The 12,796-nt window shown below is 65.3% G+C and carries 12 protein-coding genes and 1 pseudogene; 3 read left to right on the forward strand and 10 right to left on the reverse strand.

All coding sequences use genetic code 11. The features are described 5' to 3' along the window. The 5 genes from VEI45_RS04610 to VEI45_RS04630 all read right to left on the reverse strand — a co-directional run. The coding region (locus tag VEI45_RS04610) for a DUF58 domain-containing protein (protein WP_324850568.1) at positions 1 to 654 on the reverse strand (654 nt) is incomplete at its 3' end. Further along, complete coding sequence (locus VEI45_RS04615) at positions 651 to 1,781, reverse strand: MoxR family ATPase (RefSeq protein WP_324850570.1); 1,131 nt, start codon at positions 1,779 to 1,781, stop codon at positions 651 to 653. The genes VEI45_RS04615 and VEI45_RS04610, both read right to left, overlap by 4 nt. Before the next feature lie 152 nt (positions 1,782 to 1,933). After that, on the reverse strand, positions 1,934 to 2,635 hold the full coding sequence (ripB, locus tag VEI45_RS04620) for an NlpC/P60 family peptidoglycan endopeptidase RipB (protein ID WP_324850615.1): 702 nt from the start codon (positions 2,633 to 2,635) through the stop codon (positions 1,934 to 1,936). Between the two features lie 30 nt (positions 2,636 to 2,665). Continuing rightward, a complete protein-coding gene (gene ripA, locus VEI45_RS04625; RefSeq protein WP_324850572.1) occupies positions 2,666 to 4,108 on the reverse strand; it encodes an NlpC/P60 family peptidoglycan endopeptidase RipA in 1,443 nt (480 codons plus the stop codon). Positions 4,109 to 4,368: 260 nt separating this feature from the next. Then, positions 4,369 to 4,941 (reverse strand): DUF6676 family protein, encoded by a 573-nt coding sequence (locus VEI45_RS04630; protein ID WP_414687395.1) that lies wholly within the window; start codon positions 4,939 to 4,941, stop codon positions 4,369 to 4,371. A gap of 157 nt (positions 4,942 to 5,098) precedes the next feature. On the opposite strand from VEI45_RS04630, the gene acnA reads away from it, so the two are divergent. The 3 genes and pseudogenes from acnA to VEI45_RS04640 all read left to right on the forward strand — a co-directional run bounded on the left by acnA (position 5,099) and on the right by VEI45_RS04640 (position 8,614). Next, entirely contained in the window at positions 5,099 to 7,930 is a 2,832-nt protein-coding gene (gene acnA, locus VEI45_RS04635) for an aconitate hydratase AcnA (RefSeq protein WP_324850574.1), read from the forward strand. Continuing rightward, positions 7,930 to 8,031 (forward strand): annotated as a pseudogene (locus VEI45_RS26420) (2-isopropylmalate synthase); the annotation flags it as partial. The gene acnA and the pseudogene VEI45_RS26420, both read left to right, overlap by 1 nt. Positions 8,032 to 8,050: 19 nt before the next feature. Further along, the gene (locus VEI45_RS04640; protein WP_324850576.1) at positions 8,051 to 8,614 is read left to right on the forward strand and encodes a TetR/AcrR family transcriptional regulator; all 564 of its coding nucleotides are present in this window, start codon (positions 8,051 to 8,053) and stop codon (positions 8,612 to 8,614) included. 10 nt (positions 8,615 to 8,624) lie between these two features. Here VEI45_RS04640 and VEI45_RS04645 read toward each other — a convergent pair whose 3' ends face one another. From VEI45_RS04645 to VEI45_RS04665, 5 genes are all read right to left on the reverse strand, one after another. Then, positions 8,625 to 8,816 carry a helix-turn-helix domain-containing protein gene (locus tag VEI45_RS04645; protein WP_324850578.1) on the reverse strand — a complete coding sequence of 64 codons (192 nt, stop codon included), beginning with the start codon at positions 8,814 to 8,816 and terminating at the stop codon, positions 8,625 to 8,627. A gap of 116 nt (positions 8,817 to 8,932) precedes the next feature. After that, positions 8,933 to 10,570 (reverse strand): ABC-F family ATP-binding cassette domain-containing protein, encoded by a 1,638-nt coding sequence (locus VEI45_RS04650; protein WP_324850580.1) that lies wholly within the window; start codon positions 10,568 to 10,570, stop codon positions 8,933 to 8,935. 23 nt (positions 10,571 to 10,593) lie between these two features. Next, positions 10,594 to 11,433, reverse strand: coding sequence for an enoyl-CoA hydratase (locus VEI45_RS04655; RefSeq protein WP_324850619.1), 840 nt, complete (start codon positions 11,431 to 11,433; stop codon positions 10,594 to 10,596). Beyond that, complete coding sequence (trxA, locus tag VEI45_RS04660) at positions 11,430 to 11,792, reverse strand: thioredoxin (protein ID WP_324850581.1); 363 nt, start codon at positions 11,790 to 11,792, stop codon at positions 11,430 to 11,432. The genes VEI45_RS04655 and trxA overlap by 4 nt, the downstream gene beginning before the upstream one ends. Positions 11,793 to 11,847: 55 nt before the next feature. Next, entirely contained in the window at positions 11,848 to 12,660 is an 813-nt protein-coding gene (locus VEI45_RS04665) for an MBL fold metallo-hydrolase (protein WP_324850583.1), read from the reverse strand. Between the last annotated feature and the right edge of the window lie 136 nt (positions 12,661 to 12,796).

Raw genomic sequence — 12,796 nt, forward strand, 5'->3', positions numbered from 1 at the left:
CGGACGCATCCAGTTGATCGGGCCGAGGAAGTCGCTGATGATCACCGCCATTCCGCGGCGGCGTTCGGGACGGCGCAACGCGTCGATAGCCGTCGCCAAATCCCCGCGCACCCCCGTCGGCGCTTTGGGAGCGGTGGCGATGGTGCGCAACAGCGTCTGCTCATGCTGGCGTCCAGAGCGTGCCGGTACCCGGGTCATCGTTGCGCCGTTGGCGATCAGCGCGCCGATCCGGTTTCCGCCACCGCTGTTGAGGTACGTGATCGCGGCCGCGGCCGCCACCGCCAGGTCACGTTTCTCGCAGACCGTGGTGCCGAAGTCCAAGCTGGCCGACATGTCGACCACCATCCAGGTCTCCAATTCGCGGTCGGCAATCATCTGCCGAACATGCGGGTGGGTGGTGCGCGCGGTGACCGCCCAGTCCATCCGGCGGACGTCGTCACCAGGCTGATACTCGCGCGACTCGCCCGGCTCGGAACCAGGACCTGGGATCAGGCCGAGATGGTCGCCATGCAGGACCCCGTCGAGCTTGCGTTTGACCGTGAGCTCAAGTGTCTTTAGCGCCGCCGACAGCTTCGGGTCGTCGATCTGCCCGCGCTGGAACGAGGGCGGATGGAGCACCGCCGGCTTCGCCGCGGCGGAATTTGCATCGGTCACCGACCGCTAGCCGCCACGGTCTGCATCACCGGGGGCACCGAATGACCCTGTTGCGGAACGGCATTCACCTGTGGCATGGCGACGGTCTGCAGCACCCGGTTGATGACGATCTCCGGCGAGATATCGTCGGCGAGCGCGTCATAGGTAAGCACCAACCGATGCCGCAGCACGTCGGGAATGACCTCAACGATGTCTTGCGGGATCACATAGTCGCGGCCGCGCACTAAAGCCAGCGAGCGCGCACCGGCGATGATGCCCAGCGAGGCGCGCGGCGACGCACCGAACGAGACCCAGCTCTTGACGTCGTTCATCCCGAGCTGCTCAGGGTAACGGGTGGCCATCACGACGCGCACCACATAGTCGACCAGCGCGTGGTGAACGAAGTTGTTCGCGGCAATCTCCTGTAGCCGCAGCAGGTCACCGGTGTTCAGGATCTGCTTGGGCTGCGGTGGCGTCACGCCCATCCGGTAGATAATCTCCCGCTCCTCTTCTGGCGAGGGATAGCCGACGTTGATCTTGAACAGGAAGCGGTCCCGCTGAGCCTCCGGCAGCGGGTAGACGCCCTCATGCTCGATCGGGTTCTGCGTCGCCATCACCAGGAACGGGTTGGGCAGCGGGAAGGTCTTGCCGCCGATAGAGACGTGGCGCTCTTGCATGACCTCCAGCAGTGCCGACTGCACCTTCGCCGGGGCCCGGTTGATCTCGTCGGCGAGCAGGAAGTTGACCACCACCGGGCCGAGCTCGGTGTCGAACTCCTCCTTGCCTTGCCGGTAGATGCGGGTACCGATGATGTCGGTGGGCACAAGGTCGGGCGTGAACTGGATACGCGCGAACGTTCCGCCGACCACTCGCGCGAAAGTCTCGACGGCCAGCGTCTTGGCCACGCCGGGCACACCCTCGAGCAGCACATGGCCCTTGGACAGCAGGCCGACCAACATCCGCTCCACGAGCTGGTCTTGCCCCACGATGATCCGCTTGACTTCGAAGATGGCTCGTTCCAGGGTGTGCACCTCGGCAGCCAGCCCATTGCCGCCGCCGGACGGCGCCGCATGCGCCGGGGCCGTCGAGGGCCCGCCCGGACTCGAGTAACCGCTGGCGCCCGGGGGCGGCCCGCCTGTTGATGTCATCGATTACCCTCCACGGTTCAACCTCCACGCTCGATCAGACACGACTGCTTGCACGACGAACGTCGCGGGGCAGCGGCGTGCCCTCGTTCAACTATTCCAGGCCACCCGGGTTCCGTCGACGTGACCATTCGCTGAAGCACACCACAAACGCGTCAGTATTCAATGTTCCGGGTCAAGAACGGCGTCATCCCGGCCTTTCGCACCGGGCTGACGGTGACTTTGCCGGCAAGGCTGGACGCCTCCAGCATCTGGCCATTGCCCAGATAGATAGTGACGTGCTGGCTGCCGCCCGGGCCATAGAAGATGAGGTCGCCGCGCTTGGCCTGTGACGGCGGAATGTGGCGACCGGCGTTGTACTGGTCACCCGAGAACCTCGGGATCAGCACGCCCACCCCGGCGAAGCTGTAACGGACTAACCCCGAGCAGTCGAAGCCGACGGTGTCGGCGCCGGAGTCCACGCCTCGGCTGGGTCCGTTCAGCGTGCCGCCACCCCACGCATACGGCACCCCCATCTGTGAGGATCCGCGGCGGATCACGTACTCGACCGCCTGCCGCCCATACACCCGGGGAACCCCGCTGGGACGGGTGTTATTGCCACCCAGGTTGAGTCCGAGCCCGCCGAGAAACTGCCGGCCTAGATCAAGCGTGGTCTGGGTGGCGTTGGCGGTGGCCTGTAGCGAAGCGTTGGCGATGGCAACCGGGTCTCCCGGCGCGCCCGCGCTGACCACCGGCGGCAAGGTGGGGTCCCACGCGCCGTCCTCCGCATCGGCGGGACCGGCCAGACCGATCAGCAGACCGAACGCAGCCAGCATTGGCCAGACCACCCTGGCCCGGCGAAACCCCTTGCCGTTCATAAACCAGCGGCGCATAGGTCCTTTCACGCGTCAGTACTCGATGTAGCGGACCACGTAGGGCGTCATGCCGCTGGTGCGAACCGGTGCGACCCGGACCTTCAACCCGACGTCGGGCGCCTCGAGCATCTGACCCTGACCGAGATAGATCGTCACGTGCTGGCTGCCGCCGGGGCCGTAGAAAATCACGTCGCCGCGGCGCATCTGCGAAGACGGGATCTTGCGGCCCAAGTTGTACTGCGAACCCGAGTAGTGCGGCAACTTGATCCCCACCCCGGCGAACGAGTACAGTACTAGCCCGGAGCAGTCGAAACCGACTGTGTCGGAACCGGATCCGATGCCGTTACTCGGTCCGCCCGCATTGCCGCCTCCCCACGAATACGGCACGCCCAACTGCGAGAGCCCGCGGCGAATCACATACTCGGATGCCTGCCGTCCGTACACCCGCGGAATCCGGCCGTTGGTGAAGCCGGTGGGTGTGGGGGCCAGCCCCATGTGCTGCAGGAAGCTGCGGCCCATGTTGGCGGTGACCTCCGACGAGGTCGCCGAAAACCCCAGAACCTTGTTCAGGATCGCAATGGGGTCGCCCAGGACGTTGGCGCTGGGCACCATCGGCAGCGTGGGATCCCATTCGCCGCTCCAATTGCCGCCATTGCCCTGCGGCCGGCTGGGCAGACCCGGCGCCGCCGGATCCCACCGATCACCGGAGGACCCTGATGCTGGGGCCGCCTGGCCCCTGGCACCCGGTCCGCCTGCGGATGCCGACCAATTGCGGGCGGCGTCGAGTCTGGCCTGGGCCGCGTTACGCTCGTCGGCCAGGCGATTGACTTCTTGCTGCTGTTCGCTGAACTTGCGGTGCACGTCGACCAATGCGGCCACCGCGGCGTTCTGGCTGGATTGGGCGTCGGCAACGGCCTTGTCCGCTTTCTGCTTGGCCAACCGGGCCGCCGATTCCTTGTTCACTTGCTCAGTACGAGCTCGTTGCAAGTTGTCCATCACCTGCCGAGAACTGGCGGCCAGGGTCTGGCCGGCGGCCGCGGTCGCGATGATGTCGTCGGGACTGGCCGCCTTGAGGTAGCTGTCGGAGGGACCGTTGACGTAACTGGCTACCGCGAATCGGTCGAATCGCTTCTGGGCGGCCGCGATCGCACCGTTGGCATCTCGGACCGCCTGCTGGCTGGTCTCGACCTCACGCTGTGCGGTTGCGGCGTTGTCGCGTGCGGTTTCGACGTCGACCACAGCCTTGTTGACGCTCTCCTGCTCAGTCTGAATTTGCGCGCCGAGGTCCTGCAGCCGCTGGTTGGCTTGGGCGACATCGGCGATCAGTTTGGCCATGGTGTCGGGCGCGGCACCCGGGTCGGCATTCGCCAGCCCGGGGATACACAGCGTCACCAGCACGCTGAGCATGGCCGGAGCGATGCGGCGGGTGAGCCTGGTGGCCAGTCGGACAGACGAGCCGCGGCAGTTGCGTCTCATTCGACTTGGATCTCCTATGGCTCAACGCGGGCGGACGGCGCTGGTAGTTCGCGCCCCCAGCAACCACTGGAAGCGCGATTTAAATCAAAAGCATCCTTATGCACCGTATGTCACATCTGACTCAGAAGAAACTTTAGTAACAAATTACACTCTGTTCTTCCGACAACTGTGACCGAACGGTGACATCACTGATTTGCCCGCAGCGACGGTGCGGGTGCCGCCGTTATGCGACACAAGCCAAATACGGCGAGTTAGACGCTCTAGCCAGCTTCTTGCGCGGTCGCCGCCACGTCATTTGGCGACGTTGCTGAGCGCCTAGTGCGCAGTTGCATGATGCGGGTACCGATCACCGCCGCAAGCACTCCGATAAGAAGCACGATTGTGAACGCGGTCCAGGGAAACTGCGGCGTGTTGAGCTGGTGCAAAAAGTTCTGCGCCGAGACCACCGGGTTGCCGGTCTTGGCGTTGTCTTCGCCGATCTCCAGGGTGGCGCGCGGGAAGTGTGTGCTGTAGGTGCCGACGAAGTTCGGGCTGAGCACCAACACGGTGGCATCGGTGTGTTGGGCGCCCACCCTGGTGGCGATGTCGCGAAGCGGCGTGTCGTTCAGGGGGTTGCGGTCGAGGACCACGATCTTGAGATCGATGCCGTCGTTGTGCGCTTGATCGATCACCTGAAGTAGCGCCGGCGTGACGGCTGCTGGCGCGCTGATGTTCTTGGCTGTGACCTGTTCTTGCACGATCGCCAGGCACTGGTCGGGCGGTGTTGCCGGATCGGCACCGATGGTGCCGCAGATCTCGCCCGGGATGTAGAGCGGCGCGTGCGGGGTGGTCACGGTTCAAGACGGTACCGCCCCGTGTCGGCTATGACGGCAGTCGGCCGCCAGACAAAGGTCCGGGCCGCGGTACGCCGGAATGCAGGACAAGCGTACTGTTAGACTGGTCTCGTCGACACCGCCCGTCGGCGAGCAGAACTAAATCCCGGGAGTTGATGTGACCAGCAAAGATTCGGTGAATTCGTTCGAAGCGCGCAACACCCTGGCGGTCGGCGACAACAGTTATCAGATCTATCGCCTGGACGCCGTGCCGGGCACGGAGAAACTCCCCTACAGCCTCAAGGTGCTCGCGGAAAACCTGCTGCGCAACGAGGACGGCAGCAACATCACCAGAGACCACATCCAGGCGATTGCCAACTGGGATTCCCAGGCCGATCCCAGCATCGAGATCCAGTACACGCCCGCCCGCGTCGTCATGCAGGACTTCACCGGCGTGCCGTGCATCGTCGACTTGGCCACGATGCGTGAGGCCATCGGGGATCTGGGCGGGGACGCCGAGAAGGTCAATCCACTGGCGCCGGCCGACCTGGTGATCGATCACTCGGTGATCGCGGATCTTTTCGGCCGCGCTGACGCGTTCGAGCGCAACGTCGAGATCGAATACCAGCGCAACGGCGAGCGCTACCAATTCCTGCGGTGGGGGCAGGGCGCCTTCGCCGACTTCAAGGTGGTGCCGCCGGGCACCGGCATCGTGCACCAAGTCAACATCGAATACCTCGCGCATGTGGTGATGGAGCGCGATGGGGTGGCCTACCCGGACACCTGTGTCGGCACCGACTCGCACACCACGATGGTCAACGGCCTGGGCGTATTGGGCTGGGGCGTCGGCGGAATCGAAGCCGAAGCCGCGATGCTCGGCCAGCCGGTCTCGATGCTCATCCCACGGGTGGTCGGCTTCAAACTCACCGGTGAGATCCAGCCCGGTGTCACCGCCACCGACGTCGTGCTGACCGTCACCGAGATACTGCGCAAGCACGGCGTGGTCGGCAAGTTCGTCGAATTCTACGGCGAAGGCGTGGCAGAAGTTCCGCTGGCGAACCGCGCGACGCTCGGCAACATGAGTCCCGAATTTGGTTCCACCGCAGCGATTTTCCCCATCGACCAGGAGACGATCGATTACCTGCGGTTCACCGGTCGCAAAGAAGAGCAACTCGCGCTGGTCGAGGCCTACGCCAAAGAGCAGGGCATGTGGCACGACCCCAAGCACGAGCCGGAGTTCTCCGAGTACCTCGAACTCAACCTGGCCGACGTGGTGCCATCGATCGCGGGACCCAAGCGGCCTCAGGATCGAATCGCGTTGGCAGAAGCCAAATCCACGTTCCGCGAGCAGATCCCCACCTACGTTGGCGACGACCCGGACAAGAAGGACTACTCGAAGCTGGACGAGACGGTTGACGAGACGTTCCCGGCCAGCGACCCGGGAGCACTGAGCAACGGCCATGCTGACGACCACAAACCGGTGGAGTCGGCCGCAAAGCATGCCAATGGACGGGTGAGCAACCCGGTGACCGTGAAATCGCAAGAACTTGGCGAATTCGTACTCGACCACGGCGCGGTGGTGATCGCCGCCGTCACCTCATGCACCAACACGTCCAACCCCGAGGTGATGCTGGGCGCGGCGCTGCTGGCGCGCAATGCCGTGGAGAAGGGCCTTACCGCCAAGCCCTGGGTGAAGACCACGATGGCGCCGGGCTCGCAGGTCGTCAGCGACTACTACGAAAAGGCCGGGCTATGGCCGTATTTGGAGAAGCTCGGCTTCTACCTTGTCGGCTACGGCTGCACCACCTGCATCGGCAACTCCGGTCCGCTGCCCGAGGAGATCTCCAAGGCGGTCAACGACAACGACCTTTCCGTCGCGGCGGTGCTGTCCGGCAACCGGAATTTCGAGGGCCGCATCAACCCGGACGTGAAGATGAACTACCTGGCCTCGCCGCCGCTGGTGGTCGCCTACGCGCTGGCCGGCTCGATGGACTTCGATTTCGAATCGCAGCCGCTGGGCAAGGACAACGAAGGCAACGACGTCTACTTACGCGACATCTGGCCATCGCAGAAAGACGTGTCCGACACCATCGCGTCGGCGATCAACCAGGAGATGTTCGTCACCAACTATGCCGACGTGTTCAAGGGCGACGAGCGATGGCGCAACCTGCCCACCCCCAGCGGCAAAACCTTTGAGTGGGATGCCGACTCGACCTATGTGCGCAAGCCGCCGTACTTCGAGGGGATGCCCGCCGACCCGGAGCCGGTCAGTGACATCAGCGGCGCCCGGGTGCTGGCCCTGCTCGGTGACTCGGTGACCACCGACCACATTTCGCCGGCGGGCAGCATCAAGCCCGGCACCCCGGCGGCGCAGTATCTCGACGAGCATGGCGTCGAGCGCAAGGATTACAACTCCTTTGGGTCGCGGCGCGGCAACCACGAGGTGATGATCCGCGGCACGTTCGCCAACATCCGGCTCCGCAACCACCTGCTTGACGCCATAGCGGAAGGGGTCTCCGGTGGGTACACCCGCGACTTCACCCAGCCCGACGGACCTCAGGCGTTCATCTACGACGCCGCGCAAAACTATGCGGCAAAAGACATTCCACTGGTCGTGCTGGGCGGTAAGGAATACGGTTCGGGCTCGTCACGGGACTGGGCGGCTAAGGGCACACGGCTACTGGGCGTGCGCGCGGTGATCGCCGAATCGTTCGAGCGCATCCACCGGTCCAACCTGATCGGCATGGGTGTGATCCCGCTGCAATTCCCCGAAGGCAAGACCGCCGAGTCGCTGGGCCTCGATGGCACCGAGGTATTCGACATCACCGGCATCGAGGCGCTCAACGATGGCAAGACGCCAAAGACGGTGCACGTCAAGGCCGGCAAGCCAGGCGCGGACGTGATCGAATTCGATGCGGTGGTCCGAATCGACACACCGGGCGAGGCCGACTACTACCGCAACGGCGGCATCTTGCAGTACGTGCTGCGCAACATGCTCAGGTCGAGCTAGTGGCGATCGCAAGCGCGGCGCAGCCGGGCGCAGCGGGTCGCCACGCGACAACCGTGGCGATCGCAAGCGCGGCGCAGCCGGGCGCAGCGGGTCGCCACGCGCGGACGTAGCGGAACGCCTGTGCCCAAGGTCAGCCAGGACCATCTGGCGGCCCGTCGCCGTCAGATCCTCGACGGTGCCCGTCGCTGCTTTGCCGAATACGGCTACGAACAGGCCACGGTGCGGCGGCTGGAACAGGCCATCGGGTTGTCGCGGGGAGCGATCTTCCACCACTTCCGCGACAAAGACACGTTGTTCTTCGAACTGGCCCGCGAGGATGCCGAGCGGATGGCCGCGGTCGCGTCGCGGGAAGGTCTCATCCAGGTGATGCGGGACATGCTCACCGCACCCGACCAGTTCGACTGGCTCGCCACCCGATTGGAGATCGCGCGGAAGCTGCGCCACGACCCCGCGTTCAGTCGGGGGTGGGCCGAGCGCTCGGCGGAGCTGACGGCGGCAACGATCGATCGGCTGCATCGACAGAAGCGGGCCGGGCGGGTGCGCGACGACATCCCGAGCGATGTACTGGTGTGCTACCTGGACCTGGTTCTCGACGGGCTAGTCGCCCGGGTGACCTCCGGAGAAGACCCACAGCGCCTTAGCGCCGTCCTCGATCTGGTCGAGCGTTCGGTACGCCAGCGATAAGTTAATCGCATTACCGAGATCGCGTGCGGTGGTTGGGCCCACCGCGGCTGCGCATCGTGGTCCCCGATTCGCGCAGCATGCTGTGGATCGACCCGTACGATCTGCCGGTGGACGCGACCAGGGTACGAATGCTGGCCCCGCCCTCGTAAGCACTGCGCAACTCGACCAGTAACTGCGAGCGCGTTTTCTTAGATTTCCTCATCGGCGCCTCCCCGCTTCAACAGGATCCCCAAGCACACAGCGTAGAAAGCCGACGTCAACGGCGGGCCAATTTGACGAAATCGCCTGCGCCACCGCTGAGCCGAGTTGCTTAGGCGGTCAAGCCAACTCGATCAGGTCCCGGTAATCCTCAGACCAATGGTCTTCGGTGCCGTCGGGAAGCAGCACGACACGTTGCGGGTCGAGCGCTTCGGCGGCGCCGGGGTCGTGCGTCACCAGCACCACCGCACCGGTGTAGCTACGCAGTGCGTCCAGCACCTGCTCGCGAGACGCTGGATCGAGATTGTTCGTCGGCTCGTCGAGCAGCAACACATTAGCCGTCGACGCAACCAGGCCGGCCAGCGCCAGCCGGGTCTTCTCCCCGCCGGACAGTGTGCTGGCCAACTGGTCGAGCTGGCTGCCGCTGAACATAAACGCCCCGAGCAGACCACGTAGGTCTTGCTCACCGGAATCGGGTGCGGCGTGCCGGATGTTCTGCCAGACCGTCGCAGTGTCGTCGAGGGTGTCGTGCTCCTGCGCAAAATACCCGAGTTTCAAACCGTGTCCGGGCTCCAGCGCCCCGGCGTCGGGTTGCTCGACGCCGGCCAACAGCCGCAGCAATGTTGTCTTGCCCGCGCCATTGAGTCCCAGCACCACCACCCGGGAGCCGCGGTCGATCGCGAGGTCAACGCCGGTGAACACTTCCAGCGATCCGTAGGTCTTGGTCAGACCGGTGGCCACCAACGGGGTGCGCCCGCATGCCGCCGGGCTGGGGAACTTGATCCGGGCCACCTTGTCGGCCACCCGCTCTTCGTCGAGCGCGGCCATCATTCGGTCGGCGCGTCGCAGCATGTTCTGGGCCGCAACGGCTTTGGTGGCCTTGGCGCCGAGCTTGGCGGCTTGGGCACGCAACGCAGTGGCCTTGCGTTCGGCGTTGGCACGTTCTCGGCGGCGCCGCTGCTCGTCGGTGGCGCGGGCGTCGAGATACTTCTGCCAACCCATGTTGTAGACGTCGGCTTCGCCGCGCACCGCGTCGAGAAACCAGACCCGGTTGACGACGTCGGCCAACAGATCGACGTTGTGGCTGATGACCACCAGACCGCCGGCGTGGTTCCGCAAGAAATCCCGTAACCAGCCCAGTGAATCGGCGTCGAGGTGGTTGGTCGGCTCATCGAGCAGCAAGGTGGTGGCCGACCCGGCGCCGGTGGCCCCGCCCTCAGCGGCGGCGAACAGAATTCGCGCCAACTCGACGCGGCGGCGTTGACCGCCGGATAGCGTACGCAACTGCTGGGTCAGCACCCGTTCGGGCAACCCGAGACTCGCGCAGATCCGGCCGGCCTCACTTTCGGCGCCGTAACCGCCCAGCGCGGCGAAGCGCTCCTCGAGTTGGCCGTAGCGGCGGATCGCACGATCGCGGGCAGCGTCGTCGGCAACCTCGGCCATTAGCGCCTGCTGCTTTTCTAGGTCGGTGAGTAGCGTGTCCAGTCCGCGCGCGGACAGCACCCGGTCGCGGGCCAGGATGTCGAGACCGCCCTCTTTGGGATCCTGCGGCAGATAACCGATCTCGCCGGTGCGCGTCACCGTTCCGGCGTACGGCTGGCTCTCCCCCGCGAGGATGCGCAGGGTGGTGGTCTTCCCGGCGCCGTTGCGCCCGACCAGCCCGATGCGGTCACCGGGCTGTATCCGCAGTGCCGGCCCGTCCGCGAAGAGCAACGTGCGCGCGCCAGCGCGGACCTCGAGGTCCGTAGCCGTGATCACGGTCACTCTCCTTGTTCAGTGTGTTACTTGTCGTCGGTGAACACCGGTGGCCGTTTCTCGGCACGCGCGGCAACCGCCTCTTCGAAGTTGGTGGTGAGCAAACGAACGAAGAGCTGTCCCAGGCCCTCGGCCTGCATGTGCCCTTCCAGGCTAGCCGCGTCCAGTCCACTCCACAGTGTGCGCTTGGTCAACTCGATTCCCGGCCGCGAGAACGCGGCGATGCGTTCGGCCATCGCGTAGCAGGTTTCCAGCAGCCGTTCTTCCGGGACCTGCCGCGAGACCAGCCCGATCCGCTCAGCTTCCTCGGCGTCGATGTCCCGACCGGTCAACATGATCTCGAACGCCCGCGACGAGCCGATGGCCCGGGGCAACAAGTAGCTGAGACCCAGCTCGCTGGCGGTCAGGCCGTTGTTGATGCCCGCGGCCCGGAAATAGGCCCCGCTCGAGGCGACCCGGATGTCGGCGGCCAGCGCCAGGCACAGGCCACCACCTATCGCTGCCCCGTTGACCGCGGCGATCACCGGTTGGTGCAGCCGTCGCAGCGCCAGGATCACGTCGTCGAGAACCTGCATGGAGCGCAGCGCGTAGGTGGGCCTGGTCAGGCCTTCGACGTGCGGCACCTCCCCGGCCGACTTGTGGTCGGCACCCGAGGAGAACCCTCGGCCTGCCCCGGTCAGCACGACCACCCGCACCGAGTTGTCGTAGGTGATCTTCTCCAGCGCCTCTTTGAGCGGCACCATTACGTCGAACGCCATGGAGTTCATCCGCTCCGGGCGGTTGAGGGTGATCAGCGCGACCTGCGGCCGCGGATGTTCAACGAGGACCAAACTCACCGTTGAACGGTACCGTGTCGAGGCGATCAGCCCTGGTCGCGCTCCTGCGCCGCGATGGCTGCGTCGATGTCGTAGTTCTTCACCTGCTGCACCAGATCCTCCAGCGCGGCTGGTGGCAGGGCCCCGGCCTGGTTGAACACCAGCTTGCCCTTCTTGAAGGCCATCAGCGTGGGGATGGATCGGATCTGGGCAGCGGCTGCGAGTTGCTGTTCGGCTTCGGTGTCAACCTTGGCGTGCACTATGTCGGGGTGCTTCTCCGCGGACGCGGCGAACGTGGGCGCGAACTGGCGGCACGGCCCGCACCATGAGGCCCAGAAGTCGACGAGAACGATGTCATTGCCGTTGATGGTGTCGTTGAACTTTTCGGCAGTGAGGTCTTGGGTAGTCACGACCGGCTCAACGCCGTGAACTGCCCCTGTGTTCCCCGGCGTTTCGGCCGGGTCTCTAGGTCAGGTGGTCGTAGTCACCGCGGACCCAGGCAGCGTGCCGGTCGGCCGACTGCTGGACCGCCACGTGGCCGTCAGTGTCGATGGAGTTCATGAACAGGCCGTAGATGCGGTCGAAATGCAGCGCGGCGAGGGTGCCGGCCATTCGCTGCACCACGGCGGCAGACAGCGGCAGGCGGTTCGGGATGCTGCGCAAGAACGCCACCGTGCGACGGTCCGGGTTGGGAAAGATGGTGTCCCCGGCCAGCAGCACGCCGCGACCAGCGGCGCCGTCGGTCCAGCAGGCGACAGCGCTACCGGGGAAATGTCCGCCGACGCGAATCACGGACAGCGACGGAGTCAGCTGCAAGGTTTCCGACCACTGCTGAATCACCGGGTCAGGGCGCATCACCCACTCGGCATCCGCTGCGTTCACGTAGACCGGGACACCGCCCAAGCGGTGGCTCCATTCGACTTGCGCGCCGTACATGTGCGGATGGCTGGCGACAATCGCGATGACCGGCCCGCGGTCGGCCACTGCCGCCACAGCGTCGTCGTCGACAAAGCCGGACGGATCCCACAACACGTTGCCGGCTTCGGAGCACACCAGTTTTCCCAACTGTCCGATTCCGAACGGCGGCGAACTGCCGATCGCAACCAGTCCGTCCTCAACGACCGAGACCTGCGACCGTGTCCCTTCGCTGACCAGCTGCTCCAGGGTCGCCCACTGCTGCCCCTCGGCCGGCACCCACTGCCTGTCATCCGCGCAAATCGCGCATACACCAGACGCGGTGTCGTGCTCGACACCGCAGGTTCGGCATAACCAAAACATGTCACAACTCTAATTCGGCCGACTCGAGCATTGGGCGGGCAAGCCCGACATCGTTTGCCGCACAGCACTGCTCACATCGCCGGCGCGCTGACCTCGGATCCTACGGTTGCGTCGCCGTAGGTTACGCCTCCGTCGC

This window comes from Mycobacterium sp. (assembly GCF_035623875.1).
Lineage (GTDB): Bacteria > Actinomycetota > Actinomycetes > Mycobacteriales > Mycobacteriaceae > Mycobacterium.

Coding starts and splice junctions, on each gene's coding strand:
- VEI45_RS04615 (WP_324850570.1), bottom strand. CDS start 1,781: ATGACATCAACAGGCGGGCCGCCCCCGGGCGCCAGCGGTTACTCGAGT.
- VEI45_RS04645 (WP_324850578.1), bottom strand. CDS start 8,816: ATGAGGAAATCTAAGAAAACGCGCTCGCAGTTACTGGTCGAGTTGCGC.
- VEI45_RS04665 (WP_324850583.1), bottom strand. CDS start 12,660: ATGTTTTGGTTATGCCGAACCTGCGGTGTCGAGCACGACACCGCGTCT.
- ripA (WP_324850572.1), bottom strand. CDS start 4,108: ATGAGACGCAACTGCCGCGGCTCGTCTGTCCGACTGGCCACCAGGCTC.
- ripB (WP_324850615.1), bottom strand. CDS start 2,635: ATGAACGGCAAGGGGTTTCGCCGGGCCAGGGTGGTCTGGCCAATGCTG.